At 32.9% G+C, this 23,777-nt stretch carries 18 protein-coding genes; 13 read left to right on the plus strand and 5 right to left on the minus strand.

Annotated features, from left to right (window positions below; all coding sequences use genetic code 11):
* Positions 1-39: 39 nt before the first annotated feature.
* The 10 genes from IPO86_14765 to IPO86_14810 all read left to right on the plus strand — a co-directional run bounded on the left by IPO86_14765 (position 40) and on the right by IPO86_14810 (position 12,671).
* Positions 40-1,353 (plus strand): methionine adenosyltransferase, encoded by a 1,314-nt coding sequence (locus tag IPO86_14765; GenBank protein MBK9729368.1) that lies wholly within the window; start codon positions 40-42, stop codon positions 1,351-1,353.
* 82 nt (positions 1,354-1,435) lie between these two features.
* Positions 1,436-2,461 (plus strand): DUF3667 domain-containing protein, encoded by a 1,026-nt coding sequence (locus IPO86_14770; protein MBK9729369.1) that lies wholly within the window; start codon positions 1,436-1,438, stop codon positions 2,459-2,461.
* Between the two features lie 119 nt (positions 2,462-2,580).
* Positions 2,581-2,997 (plus strand): methylmalonyl-CoA epimerase, encoded by a 417-nt coding sequence (gene mce / locus IPO86_14775; protein ID MBK9729370.1) that lies wholly within the window; start codon positions 2,581-2,583, stop codon positions 2,995-2,997.
* Positions 2,984-3,760 (plus strand): sulfite exporter TauE/SafE family protein, encoded by a 777-nt coding sequence (locus IPO86_14780; protein ID MBK9729371.1) that lies wholly within the window; start codon positions 2,984-2,986, stop codon positions 3,758-3,760. The genes mce and IPO86_14780 overlap by 14 nt, the downstream gene beginning before the upstream one ends.
* On the plus strand, positions 3,757-6,891 hold the full coding sequence (locus tag IPO86_14785; GenBank protein MBK9729372.1) for an ATP-dependent helicase: 3,135 nt from the start codon (positions 3,757-3,759) through the stop codon (positions 6,889-6,891). The genes IPO86_14780 and IPO86_14785 overlap by 4 nt, the downstream gene beginning before the upstream one ends.
* 306 nt (positions 6,892-7,197) lie before the next feature.
* On the plus strand, positions 7,198-7,614 hold the full coding sequence (locus IPO86_14790; protein MBK9729373.1) for a RidA family protein: 417 nt from the start codon (positions 7,198-7,200) through the stop codon (positions 7,612-7,614).
* Positions 7,611-8,714, plus strand: a complete 1,104-nt coding sequence (locus tag IPO86_14795) for a hypothetical protein (protein ID MBK9729374.1) — start codon at positions 7,611-7,613, stop codon at positions 8,712-8,714. The genes IPO86_14790 and IPO86_14795 overlap by 4 nt, the downstream gene beginning before the upstream one ends.
* A gap of 5 nt (positions 8,715-8,719) precedes the next feature.
* Positions 8,720-9,727, plus strand: coding sequence for an amidohydrolase (locus tag IPO86_14800; GenBank protein MBK9729375.1), 1,008 nt, complete (start codon positions 8,720-8,722; stop codon positions 9,725-9,727).
* A 759-nt stretch (positions 9,728-10,486) separates the two neighbouring features.
* Positions 10,487-12,013, plus strand: a complete 1,527-nt coding sequence (locus IPO86_14805; GenBank protein MBK9729376.1) for a serine hydrolase — start codon at positions 10,487-10,489, stop codon at positions 12,011-12,013.
* Between the two features lie 187 nt (positions 12,014-12,200).
* Positions 12,201-12,671, plus strand: a complete 471-nt coding sequence (locus tag IPO86_14810) for an energy transducer TonB (GenBank protein ID MBK9729377.1) — start codon at positions 12,201-12,203, stop codon at positions 12,669-12,671.
* A gap of 65 nt (positions 12,672-12,736) precedes the next feature.
* On the opposite strand, the gene IPO86_14815 is transcribed toward IPO86_14810, so the two are convergent.
* Both IPO86_14815 and IPO86_14820 read right to left on the minus strand, forming a co-directional pair.
* Positions 12,737-13,504 carry a hypothetical protein gene (locus IPO86_14815; GenBank protein MBK9729378.1) on the minus strand — a complete coding sequence of 256 codons (768 nt, stop codon included), beginning with the start codon at positions 13,502-13,504 and terminating at the stop codon, positions 12,737-12,739.
* A 9-nt stretch (positions 13,505-13,513) separates the two neighbouring features.
* A complete protein-coding gene (locus tag IPO86_14820) occupies positions 13,514-14,083 on the minus strand; it encodes a sigma-70 family RNA polymerase sigma factor (GenBank protein ID MBK9729379.1) in 570 nt (189 codons plus the stop codon).
* A gap of 217 nt (positions 14,084-14,300) precedes the next feature.
* Between IPO86_14820 and IPO86_14825 the strand changes: the two genes are divergently transcribed.
* The 3 genes from IPO86_14825 (at position 14,301) to IPO86_14835 (ending at position 18,574) form a co-directional block, all read left to right on the plus strand.
* Entirely contained in the window at positions 14,301-15,845 is a 1,545-nt protein-coding gene (locus IPO86_14825) for a hypothetical protein (protein ID MBK9729380.1), read from the plus strand.
* A 228-nt stretch (positions 15,846-16,073) separates the two neighbouring features.
* Complete coding sequence (locus IPO86_14830) at positions 16,074-17,822, plus strand: caspase family protein (protein ID MBK9729381.1); 1,749 nt, start codon at positions 16,074-16,076, stop codon at positions 17,820-17,822.
* A 320-nt stretch (positions 17,823-18,142) separates the two neighbouring features.
* On the plus strand, positions 18,143-18,574 hold the full coding sequence (locus IPO86_14835) for a hypothetical protein (GenBank protein MBK9729382.1): 432 nt from the start codon (positions 18,143-18,145) through the stop codon (positions 18,572-18,574).
* A gap of 165 nt (positions 18,575-18,739) precedes the next feature.
* On the opposite strand, the gene IPO86_14840 is transcribed toward IPO86_14835, so the two are convergent.
* The 3 genes from IPO86_14840 to IPO86_14850 are packed head-to-tail and all read right to left on the minus strand — an operon-like array spanning position 18,740 to position 23,704.
* Positions 18,740-20,761 (minus strand): caspase family protein, encoded by a 2,022-nt coding sequence (locus tag IPO86_14840; GenBank protein ID MBK9729383.1) that lies wholly within the window; start codon positions 20,759-20,761, stop codon positions 18,740-18,742.
* A gap of 21 nt (positions 20,762-20,782) precedes the next feature.
* Positions 20,783-22,045, minus strand: a complete 1,263-nt coding sequence (locus tag IPO86_14845) for a hypothetical protein (protein ID MBK9729384.1) — start codon at positions 22,043-22,045, stop codon at positions 20,783-20,785.
* 24 nt (positions 22,046-22,069) lie between these two features.
* Positions 22,070-23,704, minus strand: coding sequence for a hypothetical protein (locus IPO86_14850; GenBank protein MBK9729385.1), 1,635 nt, complete (start codon positions 23,702-23,704; stop codon positions 22,070-22,072).
* Positions 23,705-23,777: the final 73 nt, after the last annotated feature.

Genomic DNA, 23,777 nt, shown 5'->3' on the forward strand with positions numbered 1-23,777 from the left:
GTCGATTATCTTTGCAACTTTATTCATAAAACTAAATCTATGCCGTATTTATTTACATCTGAATCTGTTTCTGAAGGCCATCCAGATAAAGTCGCTGATCAGATATCAGATGCTTTAATTGATCATTTCTTAGCCTATGATAAAGACTCCAAAGTAGCTTGTGAAACTTTGGTGACTACAGGTCAGGTAGTTTTAGCTGGCGAAGTAAAATCCAAAGCATATCTTGATGTACAGGAAATTGCACGGGAGGTAATCCGGAAAATTGGATATACCCGCTCGGAATATATGTTTGAATCAAATAGCTGTGGTATTTTTTCAGCCATCCATGAGCAATCCGCGGATATCAATCGGGGAGTTGACCGGAAAGTTAAAAAACAGAGTTTTGAGTCTAAAGCAAATGCACAAGGAGCTGGCGATCAGGGTATGATGTTTGGGTATGCCAATAATGAAACAGAAAATTTAATGCCGCTTGCTTTAAGTTTAGCTCACCAACTTTTAGAAGAGCTAGCTAAAATCCGTAAAGAAGGAAAGATCATGAGCTATTTAAGACCGGATGCTAAAAGCCAGGTGACGATAGAATATGGTGACAATAATAAACCGATCCGTATAGATACCATTGTACTTTCTACGCAACATGATGACTTTGTAAAACCTGGGAAAGGAATTCGGGCACAGGATAAAGCGGACGAAACGATGTTGGCGCAGATCAAAGATGATGTAATTAATATACTCATTCCTAGAGTTAAACGCAAACTTCCCGTTCACCTTAGAAAGCTATTTAACAATGAAATTATATACCATGTAAATCCAACTGGTAAATTTGTTATTGGAGGGCCACATGGCGATACAGGTTTAACCGGACGAAAAATTATTGTAGATACTTATGGTGGAAAAGGTGCCCATGGCGGCGGTGCATTTAGCGGTAAAGATCCTTCTAAAGTTGACCGTTCTGCAGCATATGCCACAAGACATATTGCAAAAAATATGGTTGCAGCTGGATTATGTGACGAAGTTTTAGTTCAAGTGTCTTATGCAATTGGTGTAGCTAAACCTTGTGGGCTCAATGTAAATACCTATGGAACTTCGAAGGTAAAATTGATCGATGGGCAAATCGCAAAAAAGATTGAAAAATTATTTGATATGAGACCTTTTGCAATTGAGCAACGTTTGAAACTTCGCAGCCCAATTTATTCAGAAACAGCTGCTTATGGCCATATGGGTAGACAAAATGAAGTCGTAACTAAAATCTTTAACGAAGGAAAGCCAAATGAAAAAACGGTCAAAGTCGAGCTGTTTACTTGGGAAAAATTAGATTATGTACGTAAAATCAAGAATGAATTCGGTATAAAATAAGCTTGTTTAAAGTTATTATAAAAATAAAAAAACCACAGTCTTTACTGTGGTTTTTTTATTTTTACCTAATAATGTAAGCTTGATGTCCCGTAAAATTAGGCAACAGATTTGTGCCAATTGCCAATATACCTTTGATCCTGGTGAAAATTTTTGCCCCAATTGTGGCCAAGAAAACCACAGCCCCAATCAACCCATTAAACATTATATAGCTGAATTAATAGAGTCTTTATTACATCTGGATTCAAAATTTATTGCAACGATCTCTACCCTGTTAAAATACCCAGGTAAAATTACCAAAGAATACAATGAAAATAAACGGGCTCGCTACATGCCACCAATCAGGCTTTATATCTTTATAAGTTTTGTCTTTTTTGTTTTATTACAAATACCATCCATTTATAATTCAAATGAAGATACAATTATAACCCCTAAAAATAATAAAGAAAATAGTCTTTCATTTGATAGTATCCGAACAAAAAAGGAATTACCACAAGTTCATAATCTTGATTCTAATAAGATCCAGGATGTAGACTCCACAACAATTTTAAATTTTGGAAACTTAAAATATAATATTACGAATGAAGATTTAGAGAAACTAAAAACAGCAAGTCCAGAACAAATAGACTCTACTATTTTGGCGCATATGGGCAGTCCCGGATACATATCAAGAACCATCCTAAAACAAATAATAAAATCTTATCATGCGGACGAAAATTTTGAAAAAAACTTTAAAGCAAAAATATTAAAGTTCATGTCTGGGTCATTATTCTTTCTTATGCCATTATTTGCTTTCATGATGACCGGGTTTTATTTTCGAAGAAAGAAAAATTATTACGAATATTTAATTTTTTCAATTCATTTACATACGATTGTATTCATAGGCATCGGAATTCTATTATTTTTCAATATTTTTATAAATGTTCCTGAAGAATATTACCTCTTTAGTTCCATTGGATTGTTTGTTTACTTATTAAAAGCAATGAAAACTAATTATGAACAAAGTTGGCGAAAAACTATATTCAAAGGAATTCTATTATGTTCTGTTTATAGCATATTATTAGCATTTACATTTGTATTAGTGTTAATTTTAGGTTGGTGGTTTGTGTAATTAAAATGAAGTACAAAAAATAAAATCGTAAATTCAAGGATAGGCTGCAGTGGCAATCCTAAAATATAAAATTATAATTCTTGCTCTAAATTAGAAAATGCTATAAATCCATATCTACAATGAACTATATTGAACATATTGGCATCGCCGTGAAAGATTTACAAACAGCAAATACACTTTATGAAAAACTTTTAAATACTGCTTCCTATAAACAAGAGCTGGTTGAATCAGAAAAAGTGATGACTTCATTTTTCAAGATGGGTCAAAATAAAATTGAACTTTTAGAATCTACACAGCAGGATAGTGCGATTGCAAAATTTATCGAAAAACACGGAGAAGGAATCCATCATATTGCATTTGATGTGGATGATATTTATGCTGAAATGACAAGATTAAAAGAGGCTGGGTTTACGCTTTTACAAGAGCAACCTAAACTTGGCGCAGATAATAAATTAGTTTGTTTTGTGCATCCAAAATCAGCACATGGTGTATTAATAGAATTGTGCCAAAAAATTTCTACTGATGAGTCTCTATGAGATTAGTTTTGCGATCATCGGCGGTTTTATAGCAGGTTGTATTAATACATTAGCTGGCAATGGTTCGGTAATCACTTTAGGTTTTCTGACCGAAGTAATGGGTCTTCCTGGAGGACTTGCGAACGGAACCAATCGGGTTGGAATTGTAGTACAAGGACTAACTAGTTTGCAGGCATTTAAAAAAGCAGGTAAAATACCCTTAGCTTCTTCCTGGAAATTTTTAATATGGGGTGTAGCAGGTGCTATTTTTGGAACCTTGGTTGCGGTTCGAATTTCTGCAAATGGTTTTACCCTGGTATATAAATTTTTATTACTTGCGCTATTTGTGTTTATGGTTTTTCATAGAAAAAAACTATCGCATTCAGAATTACCAGAAATTACCATGTCTCCCTGGATTTACATACCTATGTTTTTTGCGTTTGGATTTTATGGCGGTTTCATTCAAATGGGCATGGGCATTTTTTTATTAGCCTTTATGGTATTTTATATGCGGTATCCCATCCTGGAAGCAAATGCTTTGAAAATTTTAATGGTAAGTGGTTATACTTTAATTGCTTTATGTATTTTTCATTATTTCGGAATGGTAAACTGGAAAATTGGTTTAACCATTGCGATTGGTCAAGGCCTAGGGGGATGGCTCACAGCACATTATGCCAATAAAATACCAAATGCAGAAACCTGGGCTTACCGCTTCTTAATCTGCATTATGATCTTTACCTTGTTAAAATTATTTGGATTCTTAAATTGGCTATTTACATCATGAGTACCATTATAAAAAGTTCCCCTGATTTTGAAAAAGCATATCAGAAATTAAATGAACGTCAAAAAGAAGCCGTAGATCTTCTTGAAGGACCTTTAATGGTAATCGCTGGACCCGGAACAGGAAAAACACAAATACTTGCAATTCGGATTGGAAATATTCTCTTACAAACAGACGCCAATCCTAAAAATATCTTGTGTCTTACTTACACTGAGGCCGGAGCAACAGCAATGCGACAAAGACTCCTACAATTCATTGGTCCCACTGCCTATGAAATTACAATATGTACATTTCACTCATTTTGCAATACCGTCATTCGTGAAAATCCAGATTCATTTAACCAATATAGCGACTACGAAGTAGTTTCTGAGCTGGAAAAAAATCAATTGCTTCTGAAAATAATGGAGGGATTGGATAGAAAGGATATTTTATTTAAATATAATGGAAAATACAATACAGAATTTTGGAAATTACAAGATCTTTTCAGTACCCTAAAAAAAGAAAATTGGAATCCTCTCCAAATACTCACCGATATTGATCTTCACCTGGAACAAGAAAAATCCAATCCAGATCGACTCTACAAAAGAAAATCTGGAATCCATAATCCTGGTGACTTTAAACAAAAGGATTATACCGAATATTGCCGAAAATTTGATCGAACAAAATCAGCGCTACAATTATATCATAAATATCAAGCAGAACTTGATCAATTAGAGCGCTATGAATATGAAGATATGATCCGTTGGGTTATAGAAAAATTTGAAACAGATGATTCTTTATTGGCAAAGTACCAAGAAATCTATCAATATGTTTTAGTAGATGAATATCAGGATACCAACGGAGCTCAAAATAAATTACTATTTCAACTACTATCTTATTTTGAGACTGCCAATATATTTGCTGTTGGAGATGATGATCAGGCTATCTATCGTTTTCAAGGTGCGAATGTGCAAAATATGACTGATTTTGATATGCAATATCAACCTCAAAAAATTGTTTTGATTGAAAACTATCGCTCTTCACAAATAATACTGGATGCAGCCGATTCCGTAATCCAGCATAATCAGGAAAGACTCGTGCATTCGGATGTAAGTTTAGTAAAAAAATTAATTGCGGCAGGTTCAAATGGTGATGCTGGTTTACGTCCAATCTTTACAGAATGCAGCGATTCCAAATCTGAAATTCTGGATGTATGCCAGCAAATCCAGGATCTCTTAAAGGAAGGCGTAGAAGGCAAAGAAATTGCTGTACTATTTAGAAAAAATAAAGAAGCGGAAGCCTTTATAAAATGGTTTGAAGCGAATACCATTTCTTATCAAACGAATCGACAGATCAACATTTTAAATGACTTATTACTTCAACATATTTTAAACATTTTAAGATACTTAAGTAAAGAATATCAAGAATCATTTACTCAGGATGGTCTCTTATTTAAAATTATGCATGCTCCATATATCCATTTGCCCGTTGAGGATATTTCAAGATTAGCCTGGTATCTCCAATCAAAAAAGAAAGATTGGTTTGATAAAACTGAATTCCCACCCGAATTTTCGCTTATCAATTTATTGGCAAATGAGCCTGCTTTAAAAGTTGCAGGAATCAAAGAAATACAAACCTGTCTAAAACTTTCGCAGAAACTGAATGAGCTTCGAAAACAAATACTTGATTTTACACCTCAAGGTGTTTTTGAAAAAATATTGACTGATTTCAATGTCTTAGATTTCATCTTAAATAATAAAGAAAAAATTCAACAACTTCAAGTCTTAAATGCGTTTTTTGAATTTTTAAAAGCGGAGACACAAAAAAATCCGCTTATGACTTTAATGGAATTTATAGACCTCCTTGAAGAATACCAAAATAATGCAATCCAGCTTCCAAATACACAATTTATTGGAACTAAAAAAGGAGTGGTTTTATCAACCATACATGGTTCCAAAGGATTGGAATATGACTATGTATTTATGATTAATAATACACATCAAAACTGGAATCAAAAAGATACTAATAAATACAAACTTCCAGATCAATACGTGAATTCCGATGTCAATACAGAAGAAGACAATCGACGTTTGTTTTATGTTGGCTTAACGAGAGCCCGAAAAGGAATTTACCTATCCTATCCTAGAGCCTCTGAAAAAAAAGACAATACGGTTTGTCGATATGTAGCTGAAATGCAAAAAAGCGAACTCGTTGATTTTCGAATTCATCAGACCAATGAAAATGATCTTATTGATAAAATTGTTATTGATCTTAGTCCGATGAAAAAAAACTATGAAAGAATCGAAGATCAACATTTTGAAAAATTTCTAGAGTATTTTAGTTTAAATCCAACTGCATTAAATAAATATTTGGAATGCCCTTTGAGTTTTTATTATGAAAAAGTTTTACAGATACCTGGCGCCCGAACTGCTCCCTTAGGATTTGGAAATGCAGTACATCTTGCCCTTGAATTATTTATGCGAAATCGGGCACAGCTCCTACAGAATAAATTTGATACCATTCTACATTATTTTCAAAAAGGAATGGAAAAATATCGATCTCATTTTACAACTAAAGAATATGCCAATTACCTCCAAGAAGGCAAAGCGGTTTTGCCAGGATTTTTAAAAATGTTTGCAGAAGAATGGAAAGAAGCTATTGATATCAAAATTGAACAAAAGATCAAAACTGAATTTAAGTCTGTCCCAATTTCCGGAAAATTAGATCGGATCGATTGGCTTAAAGATGGCATCCGGGTGGTTGATTATAAAACTGGAAAGCCAGATCCAAAAACAAAAGTCAAAGCTCCAAATACTTCAAATCCACAGGGTTCATCGTATTGGCAACAGATGGTTTTCTATTCAATATTATTAAAAAATCATTCTAGTTATAAAAATTCAACCACATCATCCGTTTTTTATTTTGTCAATCAAACTGCTGATAAAACCTATGAGAAGAAAGAAATCCTGCCCACTGCGGAGGATATTCAACTTATAGAAGGTTTAATTGTAGAAACTTATGAAAAAATAAAGAACCGCATATTTACTCCAGGTTGTGGAAAACCAAATTGTGAATGGTGTGGATATATAAATTCTGGCGTGGAATTATCTTTCGCAGAAGTTGCAGAAGATGATGAAGTAGATGATTCGTTTTGAGGTCTTTAAAAAGTTAATGGACCTAAGCAAGCTTTCTTGAATTAATAAAATACATTGAAAATCATTTCTTTACAAATTTCGCAGGCTAAAAATTATACTTTTATTAAAAAGAAAACAAAAAGGAAGAAAAGCACTAAACTAAAAGTTCAACCATGCAAATTTGCGCTTTGGGTGTTAGTATAACTTTAGTAAGGATTCTAAAATTCCATTTCAAATCGTTTTTCCTTTAAAATTCTTTTAGGCAAATAAAACAAACCAATACAGAATATTATATTAGAGTCAATAGTGCTTCCTATCTTTGAACCTATGTCTGATGAATCCAAAGTCGTATCCGGGAAAGCTTTACCCCGTGGTAAGTTCCCACATGTCCGCAGGGCTGGAGATTTTCTATTTATTTCAGGAACCAGTAGCCGTCGGGCAGACAATAGCTTTGAAGGTGTTGAAGTAGATGAATTTGGCACAACGAATCTGGATATAAAAAAACAAACCATCGCTGTAATCGAAAATATCCGGGATATTCTCAAAAGCGTTGGAGCAGATTTAAATGATATTGTAGATGTTACCAGCTTTTTAGTATCTATGAATGATTTTAAAGTCTATAATGAAGTCTATAATTCCTATTTTGATTATAACGGACCAACAAGAACTACGGTGGCTGTGCATCAATTGCCACATCCACACCTATTAATTGAAATTAAAGTAACCGCATACAAACCTTTATGAGTTCACAAAAAAAATATAGTTCTATACATTATGGTTCCTACCTGGGATTGGAAAAAATTTTGGATGCTCAAAATCCGAGAAGTAAAGAATTAGGACAAGAAGCCCATGAAGAAACATTGTTTATCATTGTCCATCAGGTTTATGAACTTTGGTTTAAACAAATATTGCATGAAACAGGTTCGGTAATGAATCTTTTCAAAAGCAATCATGTGGATGAAAAAAATATTGACGTAGCAGTTTCTCGTTTAGAACGCGTTAATGAAATTCTTAAATTACTAATTCAACAAATTCGGGTGATTGAGACGATGACTCCCCTGGATTTTTTAGATTTCAGATCTTTCTTGTTTCCGGCTTCAGGGTTTCAAAGTTTTCAGTTCCGGAAACTAGAAGTGATGCTTGGACTCCGTCTTGAAAAACGAATCAGTTACACACCTTATCATTATTACCACGAATTTTCTCAAGAACAACAAGAAGAAATCATCAAATTGGAATCTTCTTCGAGTTTATTTACCATGATAGAATCCTGGTTAGAGCGAACTCCATTCATTGAAATAACTGGTTTTGATTTTAAAACTAAATATATGCATGCTGTCGAAAATATGTTGCAACGAGAACGGGATGCCATTCAAAATTCAGATTATCTTTCAGAACAGGAAAAAACCATGCGTTTAAAAATGAATGGAGATACAAATACTTTTTTTGTAAATATTTTCAATGAAGAATTTCACAATCAACAAATTACGGAAGGTAAAATTCGGTTATCATTTAAAGCAACTATTGCTGCCTTATTAATTCAACTATATGGTACAGAACCACTTTTACAATTGCCCTATAGATTGTTGAATGTAATTACTGAAATGGATGAACTACTTACAAGTTGGCGCTATAGACATTCTCAAATGGTGATGCGTATGCTTGGTAGAAAATCTGGAACCGGAGGATCCTCAGGACATGAATATTTAATGGAAACAGTAAAAAAACATCAGATTTTTATTGACTTTCATAATATTTCAACACTTTTAATACCAAGATCTGAATTACCAGAATTACCAACTGAAATGAAGCGAACTTTAGGTTTCTATTATAATCATATTGCATAATTTAAATACATTTGAAACGCATAGACATTCATACCCACATCATCCCTGAAAAACTACCCTCCTGGGCAGAAAAATTTGGATATGGTGGTTTTATAAACTTAGACCATCACAGCTCTTGTAAAGCTAAAATGATGATCGATGGAAAATTTTTCCGTGAAATAGAAAGCAATTGTTGGGATGCTAAACAACGCATCCTTGAATGTGACCAACAAAAAATAAATATACAAGTACTTAGTACCATTCCGGTCCTGTTTTCTTATTGGGCGTCGCCAAAAGATACTTATGATGTTTCCAGATTTTTAAATGATCATATAGCTCAGGTCATTCGTCAATTTCCAGAGCGATTTATTGGATTGGGTACTTTACCTATGCAGGATCCGCAACTTGCTATTTTGGAAATGGATCGCTGTGTAAATCAATTGGGTTTAGCAGGAATTGAAATCGGTTCCCATATTAATGATTGGAATTTAGATGCACCGGAGTTAAATGAATTTTATGCAGCGGCGGAAGAAATGGATGCATGTTTATTTGTGCATCCTTGGGATATGATGGCAAAAGAAAAAATGCCAAAATATTGGCTTCCTTGGTTGGTTGGAATGCCTGCAGAAACATCGTTGGCAATCTGCAGTATGCTTTTTAGTGGCGTATTTGAAAAATATCCAAAACTACGAATTGCATTTGCACATGGAGGAGGCTCCTTCCCTGGTTCCTATGGCAGAATTAAACATGGTTTCGAAGTCAGGCCAGATTTAGTAGCAATTGATAATCCACATCATCCGGATAAATATTTAGGAAGTTTTTGGGTAGATTCACTAGTACATGATGCAGATATGCTCGATAAATTAATTTCATTATTTGGAATTGAAAAAGTGGCTTTAGGTAGTGATTATCCATTTCCTTTGGGAGAATTAAACCCAGGAAATTTAATAGCAAAATCTGGATATGACGAAGATGAAAAGAGTTGGTTAAATTATCGCGCTGCTGAAGCTTGGTTAGGCTTAACTCAATTTTGATTTTGCCTGGACACCCATATCTTTAATTCTATAAAATGGAATCCATGTTGTTCCCTAATTCATAAGAAGGATTATTAGGTCCTGGCTTTTTCTCAATACTATTCAATGATTGCAATGGATGCTGCCATAAATGTTGATTCCATCGTTAATCAAATCAACTCGTTTAACCTTCCCTAAATTTATATTTGGATTCATTTTGATTTCAATAGAAAAAAAACATCTTTTCTAATTCTTTCACAAGAAGCATAAATTTTACGGATCTCCAATTTATACTGAAGTGTTTGGGTGGTCTAAACTTTATTGCATTAGAAATAATTAAAATTTGAAATACTTAATAAATCCCCAAAATTTGCGTCTCTTCAAATATTCAACATCCTTTTCATGTTCATATGCTTCCTTTTCGAAAGAGATATTATAATATGCGGTTCTTGAATTCATACCTTTTAATCGATTTCTCAGGAATTCTATTCCATACCAGAGATAAAAGAAAAGAATACACAACTCTAGCTGTTGTTGCAAATGTATTTTTTCATGATTTAACAAGACTGGATCTTCTTTATATTTCTGATGACGCAAAAACACAAACGGCCATAATGTAATGGACGATGCAAATCGGCCAGTGAAAAGTTTTAATAATAGAGGGCTTACAAAAATCACAATTCGGTTTGTAAAGATTAATATTCAAATTAGAATAAGGTTCAAAAATAGAATTATCTTGTTGAGTAAAAAATTAAGTACTCATTAAATTTTGAATATCATATGAAATATTTGACTCTTAAAATCATAATCCTGATACTAGTTATTCCGAATCTTTCAAGTTCTCAAAATGAAATACCAGCTTTTATTAATGACAGCCTGGATATTTATGTAAATAGAGCGTTGCGTGATTGGCGAATTCCAGGCTGTGCTGTTGCTATTGTAAAAAATGGAAAAGTAATCGTTTCAAAAGGATATGGAATCCGTGATTTAGAAAGCAGAATGCCTGTAGATGAACATACTCAATTTATGATTGCTAGTAACACAAAAGCTGTTACGGGTATATGTTTAGCTAAACTTGAACAAGAGAAAATCTTATCCTTAAACGATCCGGTTACGAAATGGTTACCATGGTTTAAATTGTATGATAAAAATGCCACCGAATTAGTTACCATAAAAGATATCTTGACACATCGAATTGGATTTGAGACATTCCAGGGAGATTTCAGCCATTGGAATACGAATACTTCTCGGAGGGAAGTAATCGAACGTATGGCAAAAATCAAACCTGTTTATGGATTTAGGGATCGCTGGGGTTATTGCAATGCTGGTTATACCGTTGCTGGAGAAATAATTTACAAATCCAGCGGGCTAAACTGGGAACAATACATTACTAAAAATCTCTTTGAACCCCTTGGATTGACTGAAACGCATGCATTAAATAACAATTTTATCAACCAACCAAATCATTGCACTCCATATACAATTTATAATAATGAAATTTTAAAATTGACAATTCCCAATTTAAATAATTTAGCTCCTGCTGCTAGTATTTGTAGCTCCGTTTCAGATTGGATTAAATGGGTACAATTAATTCTGGATGAAGGTAACTGGAATGGCAAAGAAATTATATCACCGGCCGCTATAAAAAGAAGTATGCAAGCCATGTCCATAAGGGGTGCATTCAATCCACGTTTTAATAGCGGACATTTTAATCTCTATGGTTTAGGATGGCTGTTACAAGATTATCATAAGCACAAAATAGTTTCCCACACAGGAGGAGCTGATGGTTTTGTAAGCTCTGTGACTTTATTACCGGAAGAAGAATTAGGGATCGTCGTATTTACAAATACAGATGCTAATAATTTTTATGAAGCTTTAAAATGGGAGCTTGTGGATGCATTTCTAAACCTACCATACAGGAATTACAGTAATTTAATGCTCCCTGAATTTACAAAATATCAATTAGAAGATTTAAAATGGTTAAAATCCGTTCGGGATTCTGTAGATTTAAATCTAATACCACCCATCCCTCTAAAGAAATTTACAGGCAATTATTCCAATTCCGTTTATGGAACTATGAAAATTACACAAGAAGCTAATTTTTTGAAAGCCAGCTTCCAGCACCACCTCAATCAAGATGCAAAACTTGAATATATGGGACAAGATCGTTTTTTATGTACTTACAGCAATCCTACCTTAGGAATTAAAGTGATACCATTTAAAATTTTAAAGAAGAAGGTGGTTTCCTTAAGCCTTTCCTGTGCCGATTTTATTGAATTTACACCTTATGAATTCATTAAAAAATAAGATTTTTCACATTAAGGAAAAAAATATATAATTTTTTCCATAATGGACTTACAATTCCTGAATATTGTTTTAGATTTGTGCTACCCATGATCAGGGACCGAGTCCCGTTTTCAATATTCTAAATCAAACTGTGAAATGTAATCTTTACATATTGAGCATATTTTGCTATTTCTTGATCATTGGTAGCATGGTCGGTCAGTCTTTGGCATCCGTACAAAGGCATGGCCCTGAAATTGTTGGCGACCATATAGACACCCTCCGCTATTTTAATAATGGTTCTGAAAAAGAAGACTTCAAGTTAGTTAAAGCTACTTTATATAAAAAGGTCGATAAAATGCCCGTTTTGACAGGCTGTGAAACGGATGCAGACCCTGATGAATGCAGCAAAAAGAAACTCATAGATTTATTATATAACCATATAAAATATCCTGTGGAAGCTAAAAAGCTTCGGATACAAGGTGTAGTTTATGCAAAATATATAGTGCGTACAGATGGAAGTCTTACGAATATTCGAATAGAAAGGGGTATCGGAGCTGGTTGTGACGAAGAAGTATTGCAATTTATAAATATTCTTCCTAAATACATCCCAGGATATCAAGATGGTAAGGCCGTACCTGTTCAAATTACACTTCCCGTGAAATTTCGTTTAATGAAATAAGTGATTTGCTAATCCTCCAGAAGTGTAATCCTTAAACTATTGAATAGGTAGCCAGGCTTTCAATATTATAGTAGTTTAATTCCTTCCTTCGCTGGCTCTGCATATTTTCCATTTCCAGTTTTCAATTGCTCTAAAAGTATTTTAGCTTGAGCCGGGTTTTTATCCGATTTTAATAAACAAAGGATATAATACCATTTTACTTCATCTGAAAATTCTAGATTTTGGATTTCATTTAGTTTTACAAAATGGAGTTTTGCGGCATCGAATTGGCTAAGATGCATTTGAGAAAGTGCCAAATAAAACCGAGCTGCATGATCTTCTGGATAATGCATTGTATACGCTTCTAAAATACGGACTGCTTCAATAAACTCCTTTTTCTCATAATGATCTAAACCTTTTAATATTGAATCTCTTGATTCTATATTTAAATCGATCATTCCATATTTCGACAAATTATCCTTAACGATATCCAAATAATCCGATTCTTGATGAAAGTTTTGAACATAAAAATGATCTACAGAAATTGATTTTTTTAATAGAAAAAAATAAGCTACAATTAAAATAATCAATCCAGCCGCAATTCGTACCCAGGTTTTACTAAATAAATTCATAGTTTTAAAACCTCCACTATTTAAATTCGATAAAGGGTATGTCTTTAAACCTGATTCCGAATTTTGAATCGCCATTTTTATTCTACCTTTCTCTTCAATAGAGGATTGATGCTTGATTGCCTTAACAGAATTATAGACATCTAACTCTTCTTCTGTAAGTCTTGAGACATCCCTTTCGGGGCCCATTTTTTTGATAATATCAGCATAATCCAATGGTTCCATAGCTATAAATTATTTATCATTAATCATTTTATTTTTAAGTTCTTTCATACATCTGAATTTCTTTACCTTAATAAAATCATAGGTATAATTCATTTTTTTTGAAATCTCATCTAAAGATTTATTGAAATAATAATATTCCGTTAATAAAGTTTTACACTCTACACCCAGCACTTCAAATTGCTTTGCTAGTTTTTCCTGGCGCTCATTTTCTAATTCCATGGTTTCACATTCTGAATCCATTAATTGAATCCATTGTTCTGATAAACCATCAAGATTTTCTACATGCTTCATTTTATTATTTCTTAATTGTCGCAACCAAAGATTGCGGACAATCGATAGAAAATAATTTTGAATACTACTACTCAATTGAAATTCTGGCTTCCGGATATTATTTAAAAAAGCAATCATGCTATCCTGAAACAAATCCTGAGCATCTTCAAAATTTCCACTATTATTATTCACATAGCTGGAAACAGACCGAAATGTCTTCAAATGAATTTCTTTAAATCCTTTTGAATCACCGTTCTTTAATAACTCCAATAATTCCGAGTCATCAATCATCGATGTTTTAATTTTCATTTCTATATACAATTAACTAAGCTCAAGTTATCACCAATCTTGAAATATTTATTTGGAAAGCATATATATTTTAATATTAATATTATTTATAATGTATATATATCTATTTTATAATATTTTATATATATATAATATTATAAAGTCTTGTCTGCTTTTAAACTGATAACCATTCTATAAATCCTGATATATATACACAGGCATCCTCTAACTTTGTAGCATGAAAAGGTTTCAGTTTTTATGGATTATTTCAATACTGAGTATACCAGTCCTTGGGATAGCCTCTAATCCACAAAAAACTGCGCAAAAGGTATTGCATAAACTGTATATGGCAAATGGCAATTTCCAGCGCAAGATACCAACGATAGAATTGATAAATCAACAACAAAATATTGCTGTTTACATTAAGAAAAAGAATCTTATCCAATTAGAAATAAAAGCTTTCCAGCTTTGCAGTTCGTTTGGTAAAGATTCATTGGATGCACTTGCCTTTATATTGTCACATGAACTCGTGCATGCAATTCAACCATCCAATAATGTTGACGAAACTAGTTTTATTAGTTACCACAAGAGCTTTAAAAGTTCCTTAGAAATTGAAAGAAATGCAGACATTCAAGGAATTTTTATTAGTTATTTAGCCGGCTACAAAACGATTCACATGTTGCCTGAAATAATTGAAAGGATGTATACAATATATCAGCTAAAAGATAAGATTATTAAAGGATACCCTACCGAACTTGAGCGAAAAACTGCAGCTGAAATTGTTATTTCTCAAGCAAACAAGCTAATAGAACTATTTGAATTAGCAAATGAACTTCATGCGATTTCACAATTTCAATATGCTATTCAGTGTCTGGAATATATTTCCAAATACTATCACGGAAAAGAAATTTACAATAATTTAGGGATCAATTATCTACTCTTAGGTATCAACATTCCCTCAAAACAGTTAGAATCATTTGTCTATTCCATTGAACTTGATTTTAATATCCGTATTAAAAAACCAAAACCAGCCAGAGGCGATGATTATATTGATCCACTAGAAATCCTGGAGCAACAACAACATTTCCGCAAAGCAAAAGATTATTTTCAAAAAGCTAAAAAATTAGATCCTCAATATTATCATGCAGATCTCAATCAGTTTTCTACCTATATAATGTTAAATGAAATATCGAATGCCCAACAATACTACAACGATCACTTAAAACTAATAAAAAGCAAGGATGTAAATTTTACTGATAAATTGTTATTAACCAAGGGTATACTTTCTGCAAAAACTACCCATAAACAAGAAGCAATCACCATTTGGACAAGCTTACTAAATTCAAAGGATCTCATTTTAAGAAGTCAGGCAAAACAAAATTTAATTTCAATTAATGTATTGACTTCATTAAAAAACACCCATGAACAAAATAATTGTCAGGATTTTATTCCAATAGACATTAATGATGCTAAGCTCAATATACAAAGTACGCCAACGGAAGAATGGATCCAAATGGATACGAGTTTTCAATTACGAAAAAAACAATTAATGAACTCAACGCTTTATTCATTTGTTGAAGACGGAATCATGTACCTAAATATTCAGAGAATAAATCTTAACTCCAATCCTAAAATAAATACAAAAGATAAAACATTTATATCAATTGGCAATAAACTTAGAATTATGAATTGCCCAAATGAAAATACTGCTTATATTGTTAACGAACAGGAATTGGTTAAATATATACTCAGGTACTATATGTTTCTAAGTCCAAACCCATAAATTATAGGTTTAAAATGATACATTTTAATAAAATAATACCTTGGTTACCGAATACTTCTCTATCTATATTAAGGAATCTTGAATTTTTTGCAATTTTCAGATTTCAAATAAATTTAAAACATGTTTATATAATTGAAAATCCAAGGAACTACCCTACATTTGATAACTAAAAACTAAAAACTAAAAATAAATGACTTTGTTCAGACAACGTAAGGATTAAAACTAAAAATGGAAATCTTAACAAAACGTATTTTCGGAAATTACACCCTACAGGAATATTTAGGAAGCGGAAGTTTCTCTTCGGTATATATTGCCACCCATAATTATACCAAAGAACAGGTAGCTTTAAAAGTAGCACATTCAACAGATATAAAGCTCATTGAGGAATTTAATCATATTGTTAAAACCGGATTAAAAGGCCTTTTAAAAATTCAGCACCCGAATATTATAGGCATCAAAGAATACTTTATTTCAAGTGAAAACAATACAAGTCACTTTGTAATGGTATTAGAATTAATAAAAGGAAACTCATTGGATAAAATTCCAAACATTAACTCCTTAAGCGTTCAGAATAAACTTAACTTATTTATTAAAATTTGTAATGCCATTCAATTTGCTCATGAATTTGAATATTTGGATTCAAATGAATATCACTCCTACAAAATAAAAGGTATTTATCATGGTGACATCAAGCCAAATAATATTATGGTTACGCCAGATTTAGATCCCAAAATAATCGACTTTTCCTTCCTTAATTTAAAGAAAATATCTGGAGAAAATGAGCCTCATATTGGAAATAAAGAAGTCAATACCGGAGCTTTTGGCACAACCGGTTTTATGGCTCCTGAACAAGAAACTTTAGGGGTAATTAATGAGAAAACGGATATCTACGCATTAGGCATTGTATTAAAGCAATTGATTTATGGATTTAAATACGAAAATCCTGGAATTAAAAATACACTCCATACAAATATTAATAAAATTATTGCAAAAGCAACTCATTTAAATCCAAATAGTCGATATGATTCTGTTTTATGCCTAAGAAAAGATATTGTGCATTTAAATTCATCTTTTTTAATTCGGCATAAATGGAAGGCTTTATCCATAGCATGTACATTTTTAATACTTGTGTATTTTCTTTTCAATACTAACAATGGTTCTTCATTTACTGTATTTAGTAAGAATATCCAGGAATTAAATAATGATAATCAACGAGGGGTCAAATCAAAAAATGAAAATTTAAGTAATATTGATTTGAGTAAAAATAAATATTATGCTTTATTGATTGGTAATAATGAATATCGACATTGGAAGGATTTAAATTATCCTATTCAAGATGTGAACCAAATGAAAAATACCTTGCAATCAAAATATACTTTTGAAAAAGAGAATATTAAAATAGTTGAGAATGGAACTTATGAAATTATATACAAAGCCTTTGAATCCTTTTCTGATAGTGGACCCAATACGTATTTATTAATTTATTATGCTGGCCACGGCAAATATGATACGGAAACAGATAAAGCTGCATTGATTCCTGTAGATTCAGAATTGAATTCAGATTCAAAAAATCTTACCAGCGATCTGATACGAGATTTACTTAAGAAAAGTAAAATTCACAATATACTTTTCATTTCTGATGCCTGCTATTTAGGTGCTATGGCCTCCAGAGGGGAACACCATGATAGCATTGCAAAACATGATGTAAGTTCGTTCAAAAGCTTTGCATCTAAGCAATCCCGAAAATTTATTTCAAGTGGAGCAAAGGAAACGGTTCCTGACAAATCCTATTTTAATGAATATCTTATAAAGTATCTTAACAACAATGAAAACGAATTCACTTTTGAATATACGATTTACAACGATATTATTGAACCTATTCGAAGAAATTCTTTGACAACGCCTGTTTATGGAGTATTTTTTGATACCAAAGATGAAGGCGGACACTTTTTTCTAATTAAAAGAAAAAATAAATAAATCCTAATATCCGGAGTAGCTACCTTTTCATTTATTTGTTGAATTGCAAAAGTAGCATCATTGAAATAAGACTTCTATCCATTTCGATTCCTAATATTACTAAAATCAAAACATTGAATATTCAATCCTTTGGAAGTGTATTTTTTTGATTCGAAATTAAATTCGTCCCATTTAAATACGGATTGATTCATCAATCCTGCTACTTCAGCAATTAATTTTTGGATTAAATCAATCAATAGAATCATATTGCACTGACATGCTACCTAAGCAAAAGGACATAACTCCTAAAATAACAATTTTTAAATTATAAAACCAATACTATGAAAAACGCAAATCAACTATGTGGATTCCTTTTATGCATAATCATTTCTGCCTCTTGTTCTAAATCCAATAATTCCATTAATTCAAACCCTGCAAAAATTTCAAGTACCCTCATACAGGGAAATTGGAAAATCAGTTTGTTTAAAGAAGATCAAATGGATGAAACCTCTATTTTTAAATTCTACTCATTTACATTTTCAAATAGTGGCAATGTTTCAGTGCAATCAACTACCAAAACTCAATCTGGCAGTTGGAAAATACTCGTAGATGATAGCCAAGAAAAATTACAATTAGATTTTACAAATCAGGAACCCTTGAGAGAACTCAATGAAGATTGGGAAATTCTGGAAGCGACTACAAATAAAATTCGATTACAGCATATTAGTGGTGGAAATGGGACTATAGATTTCGTAATATTTGAAAAAAATTGATTCGTTTTAAATCCCTGACGAAATAATAATTGACGTGAATACTTTTAAAATATAAATTTGGAAATACCATAAATTGCAAGGATATCAAAATGAAATGTCTCAGGATATTTCAAAAAGAATTTATATCGATACATCCTAAATTGTCAGCTTTATAAAAATATTCAATTATTGAAAGTATTTTTTCTTTAATTCAATATACTTTGGGTTAGTCAAAACTGTTTTCAAATCAGTATCTGTTTCTAATTCATTAAATTCTTTAAATCCAAGTTCAAATGACATCTCCAGAGCTTGTAAGGCTTTCTCTTCCTTACCTTGAATATTATAAACACAGGCTAAATTATAATATACCCAAGGATCCTTTTCCATAAGTTGACTATATTTTATCCAAGCATATTCCGCTTGTGTATTATTTCCAAGATTCTTGAACATCAAACCTAATTGAAACAAAGCATTAAAATAAAGACTATCCAATTGAAAAGTAGTTGCAAAATGTTCACTTGCTTTATTCCAGTCGGATTGCAGTTCGTATGCTTTTCCCAAATTATAATGTGAAATGGGAGAACTTGGATCCATAGTGATTGCTTTTTGACCATACTGAATTGCCTTTGCGGCATTTCCTAAATCAACATAAGTTATACATAAATTTGCCCAAGGAAAAACCCATTTAGGAGATTGGTAACTTGCTTTATTAAAAAACTCAATTGCCCGTTGAAAATTATTAAATCTCCTTTCTAGCAGTCCAAGTTCGTTATATGCATAGGCGGCATTGGAATCTAATTGAATTGTTTTCATTTGTTCAGCATATGCCTGACGAATTAAAATAGAATCTTTTTTGCGTTCCCCTTCAAAGCGTTTATTTAAACCTGTAAAATAATGTTCCCGGGCTTTAATAGTCGTATATAAAAAGTGGGTTTGGCCTAATAACTCAGCAGCTTTATTTAAATAGATTGGAAATTTTTCATATCGATCATCGAAACTCCACCGTTTGCGTAATTCCTTAGGATCTGCTTTCAAATAATCGTTCATTGCTTGTTGTGCATCATCTTGTAAAGCAGCTGCCAAATTACTTTGAATCATAACCTGTTCTGAAGCAATAAATGGTTTGTCTTTGATTTGTTGAAATAGGCTAAAAGCTGAATTTTCTTCTGGAAATATCAAATGACCTTCCTTAAGTGCCTTTTTAAACTTTGCATATTTTTCCAAAAGAATTGGATCTACAGTGACTTTACTTTCTTCTTTTGTTTTTTGATCCACACTTGCAACAAAACCTGTAGCATAATTTTCTATTTGTTCATGATTTTTTAAAGCTAACAAACTCGGTTGATCCACTGTACTAATGGTGATACTTTTTGTACCTATCGTTAATGGAATCTGACTTCTCGGCGAAGTTGCTTCAGTCACTTTATCTCCCAAATAACGTTCAATTTCAAATAGTGTAACACTGCCATCTTTATTACTGTCTGCAAGTCCGGTTAAACCATTTAATAAGAAATATGAAAACACACCTCTTCCTCCACCCCACTCAGAACCTTCTAATGATAGTTCGTCTGGTTGGCATGACATGATTTTAATTTCATTAGCATATTGTTTTGCCAAATTTGCAGCAGTCGCCTGACTTCCCCCAATTTCACTTCCGGCAAGTTTACCAGATCTACAAGCATCCGTAATGACAACAACTTTTGCCTTCATTTGAATAGATAATGTAGAAATAATTTCCTGGAGATATACCAAGCCAAAAGTTCCACCACCCATATAAACTTTCGCAGGAGAATCCCAACACAATAAAAAGCCTGGCTGTGTTATGGTTTTTCTTTCAACATCCCCGTGACCAGAAAAATAAATAATTGCCTGATCCCCTTCTTTCACATTTTCCATAAGCCAATCTAATGCGGATGCAAATTGACCAGCAGTTGCTTTTTCATTCAACAAACTAACGATATGTGACTCCTCAATTTTGCCACCTGCAGGACTTTTTAAATATGCAACAAAAGAAGCTGCATCAACATGAGCATAGGCTAAATCCGGAATATCTGGATTTTGGTAATCTGAAATACCTACCACAACAGCCCATGTTTTACCTGTTCCCTCTTTTACTTTGCCACCTGCAGGTGCAATCCCTTTTGAATTCTGTGCTAATACACTTAAGACTCCAATCCAAATGCAAAAACTAACCAGAATCCTTTTCATTATGAACTAAAATTAATTTAACTATGGCATAATTGCTGTATCCGACATCACAAACATTCCTCCTCGCATCCAAAATGCTGCATGCAGCATATGTCCCAAATTATTTAATGAATCTTTCAATTTCAATTTATTGTATAGCTGTGCTGCATCATAAAAAAATTCTGCATCCTCATATACAACAGCTTCCATCATCAATCGGGTAGATTGATCTGCTTTTGCATAAATTTTAGATTTTGCTAATTTAGCTTCTGCTTCTTTTTTTGATTCTTTTGAAACTACAGAAAATCCATATACATTAGAAACCATTCCAGCAGTATCTGAAGCAGTTATCTTCCAATTATATTGCTCTTCATGATTAATTACAAGTTTCATTAAATCGATATCAGCAAATGTATCTTTCACTGTTACAGAATGAATTACTTTACTACCTGCATCTAATATTTCTAATTTATAGCTACCTGAATATGCAGGTTTTGACCAGGAAAACCGAATCAATTTAGCTTCTAATTTTCCTAAAGGTAAAATCAGATGAATACTTTTACCTAAACCACCCCAACCATCATTACCACTTTTAGAACCTCCAGTTCCCCAGCCATCATTCCCACTTTTAGATCCGCCAGTTCCCCAACCGTCATTACCACTTTTAGAACCGCCAGTTCCCCAGCCATCATTACCACTCTTAGATCCACCGGTTCCCCAGCCATCAGCACTTTTATTAGAACTTAAGGATCCCCATCCATCATTTCCACTTTTAGATCCACCGGTTCCCCAGCCATCTTTTCCATATTGCGTTGCACCCCATCCATCATTTCCAGTTTTGGATCCACCAGTTCCCCAACCATCATTCCCGCCTTTGGATCCACCAGTTCCCCAACCATCGCCGGATAATCGTTTAGGATCTTTTACATTCATCCAGCCTGCATTTTGTTGGGCTGCTATGTGAGCTAATTCAACTGCCGATACGATATAATCTCCAAACTTTCCATCAATACTTAAGCTGCGCTTATTCTCATTTCCACCACAAATATCTTTTACACTTGTTTTTCCAGTTTTTAAGTTTTTAAACTGTCCATTACAGAATATCATAGCTGTGGTTTTTGCTGGAAGATTTAAAGTTCCAGTAACAGATAATACAGCACCTGGTCCTACTCTAAGCGTTTTTTTTGCCTCCGTAATAAGATTCATTTTACCGTGTGTTGATACGACAACAATAGGCGTCGTTTGAGCTATCAAACTTAAGCCTATTCCAAAAAAACTAATAAAAAACAAAACTTGATTTTTCATTTTATTTGATTTTAATATTTATTTTTAATTTGAATAAACAACCCAACGTTCTAATTTATCATCTTTACCAATTATAAAAAGTATTGATTTATAAATCAGAATTCTACCATTTGGTGTTTCTATTGTATTCTTTGGATTACCATAAGCCGTTGGACTTGTAATCGCATCTGAATTCATTCCTATAGCAATTTTCTTTGCGGTTGCCAACTTATATCCTGGTTTCGTGCAATGAAAATAAGTACTTTTATCACCCTGTTCACTAATAAATAAAAAGGATGAAGGCCCTTGAGCAGGTACAAAATAAAATTTTATGGTATTACTAATTTGGAGCGATTTTGGATTTGTAAATTCATTTGCCAGAATCAAACTTTTTAAAGACGTATTATCAATTTGCTCAGGCTTAGATCGGCTACCACCAGATTCCGCTTCATCGCCAAGTGGCTCTCGATTTAGAATTTTTAAATTGATCCCAGCAAGCTTACTTCCTGCCATTTTTGCAGTTTCAAATAATTCTTTTGCTTTTATGGTATCTCCTTTGTTGGCTTTTATTATCCCAAGCAAAATTGTCAAGTCCTGAATCGCTTTTTGATCTTTATTTTGTTCTGCTATTTTTCGAGCTTCAACATCCGCATAAAATTCTCCACGCACAGGATCCCCTAATAAAGCATATGCACATGCTTTATTGATATAGGCCGGGACGTAATTTGGGTCCATACTGATTGCAGCATCAAATTGCAATATCGCTTGCTTGATTAACAATTGACGTACATTCCCAATTCCTGCATCCTTAGCTGAGGATTCAAGGTCTAAGTGAATTGGATATCTGAATCTCAATTCGTTTGCATTAAAATAATTTGTCATAACATCCGACAAAATAGAAACCCCATAATTATTATAGAGCTCTCTACTCTGATATTCCATTAAGATATATTTCAAATACTCATTAGCTTCTGAATAATTTCCAACTGCAATTAATAAATTAGACATATCAAAAACTTGAATCAGCCGCCTTAACTTTTCTGTTGTACGCACACTCATTGCCTGCCGATCTTGCAAAGATGGATATTTAGGTAATTTGTTTCCTAATCCATATTCCTTGTAAAGCGCTTTGATAATCGCACTTCCCTGATCAAAAAAACCATAACCTGCAGAATAGGCTAAGAAACCACCTAAATAATCTGCTTCCGTTTCATTTGCAACGTCATCCTGGAGACTGTCCAATTTCAAACCGATGGCTAAATCCTTAAATTCGGATACAAACCCTCTTTTCCAGGCATGCTTTTCATAATAGTGTGACAATTCATGTGCAAGTAAAAATGCAATTGCTGCATTGGTGTCAGCAAATGTAGCACAAACATTATATGCCTTTTCTTCAAGATTAATTTGTAATTTATTATAATCCATACTTGCCACCATTCCAACATCCTTTGTCATTTCAAATGCAGGCACCGGATACCTAAAATCACCTCTTGCATCTCTTAATTTATTAAAAATTTCTAATGCCTTTTGCTTTTTATAAGGGTCAATTTCTCCATTCACATTTATTCTGGACTTGGATTTAGGTGCTTGGATCATCGGTAAAGTACCAAAGCTTCTCGATTGTGCAAAAATGCTAACATTCCAAAGAATCCCAAAAACTATTAAGAAGACTGGTTTCATACTCGTTTCACGTATTTACTATATACCATAATTTAATATAAAGTTAGCAATTTTTAAAATAAAAACTAAATAT

Source organism: Saprospiraceae bacterium, from assembly GCA_016717265.1.
GTDB lineage: Bacteria > Bacteroidota > Bacteroidia > Chitinophagales > Saprospiraceae > Vicinibacter.

What these genes read in the sequence shown, in the direction of transcription:
- IPO86_14765 (MBK9729368.1), top strand. Translation starts at nt 40, where the DNA reads ATGCCGTATTTATTTACATCTGAATCTGTTTCTGAAGGCCATCCAGAT.
- IPO86_14770 (MBK9729369.1), top strand. Translation starts at nt 1,436, where the DNA reads ATGTCCCGTAAAATTAGGCAACAGATTTGTGCCAATTGCCAATATACC.
- mce (MBK9729370.1), top strand. Translation starts at nt 2,581, where the DNA reads ATGAACTATATTGAACATATTGGCATCGCCGTGAAAGATTTACAAACA.
- IPO86_14780 (MBK9729371.1), top strand. Translation starts at nt 2,984, where the DNA reads ATGAGTCTCTATGAGATTAGTTTTGCGATCATCGGCGGTTTTATAGCA.
- IPO86_14785 (MBK9729372.1), top strand. Translation starts at nt 3,757, where the DNA reads ATGAGTACCATTATAAAAAGTTCCCCTGATTTTGAAAAAGCATATCAG.
- IPO86_14790 (MBK9729373.1), top strand. Translation starts at nt 7,198, where the DNA reads ATGTCTGATGAATCCAAAGTCGTATCCGGGAAAGCTTTACCCCGTGGT.
- IPO86_14795 (MBK9729374.1), top strand. Translation starts at nt 7,611, where the DNA reads ATGAGTTCACAAAAAAAATATAGTTCTATACATTATGGTTCCTACCTG.
- IPO86_14805 (MBK9729376.1), top strand. Translation starts at nt 10,487, where the DNA reads ATGAAATATTTGACTCTTAAAATCATAATCCTGATACTAGTTATTCCG.
- IPO86_14810 (MBK9729377.1), top strand. Translation starts at nt 12,201, where the DNA reads ATGGTCGGTCAGTCTTTGGCATCCGTACAAAGGCATGGCCCTGAAATT.
- IPO86_14815 (MBK9729378.1), bottom strand. Translation starts at nt 13,504, where the DNA reads ATGGAACCATTGGATTATGCTGATATTATCAAAAAAATGGGCCCCGAA.
- IPO86_14820 (MBK9729379.1), bottom strand. Translation starts at nt 14,083, where the DNA reads ATGAAAATTAAAACATCGATGATTGATGACTCGGAATTATTGGAGTTA.
- IPO86_14825 (MBK9729380.1), top strand. Translation starts at nt 14,301, where the DNA reads ATGAAAAGGTTTCAGTTTTTATGGATTATTTCAATACTGAGTATACCA.
- IPO86_14830 (MBK9729381.1), top strand. Translation starts at nt 16,074, where the DNA reads ATGGAAATCTTAACAAAACGTATTTTCGGAAATTACACCCTACAGGAA.
- IPO86_14835 (MBK9729382.1), top strand. Translation starts at nt 18,143, where the DNA reads ATGAAAAACGCAAATCAACTATGTGGATTCCTTTTATGCATAATCATT.
- IPO86_14840 (MBK9729383.1), bottom strand. Translation starts at nt 20,761, where the DNA reads ATGAAAAGGATTCTGGTTAGTTTTTGCATTTGGATTGGAGTCTTAAGT.
- IPO86_14845 (MBK9729384.1), bottom strand. Translation starts at nt 22,045, where the DNA reads ATGAAAAATCAAGTTTTGTTTTTTATTAGTTTTTTTGGAATAGGCTTA.
- IPO86_14850 (MBK9729385.1), bottom strand. Translation starts at nt 23,704, where the DNA reads ATGAAACCAGTCTTCTTAATAGTTTTTGGGATTCTTTGGAATGTTAGC.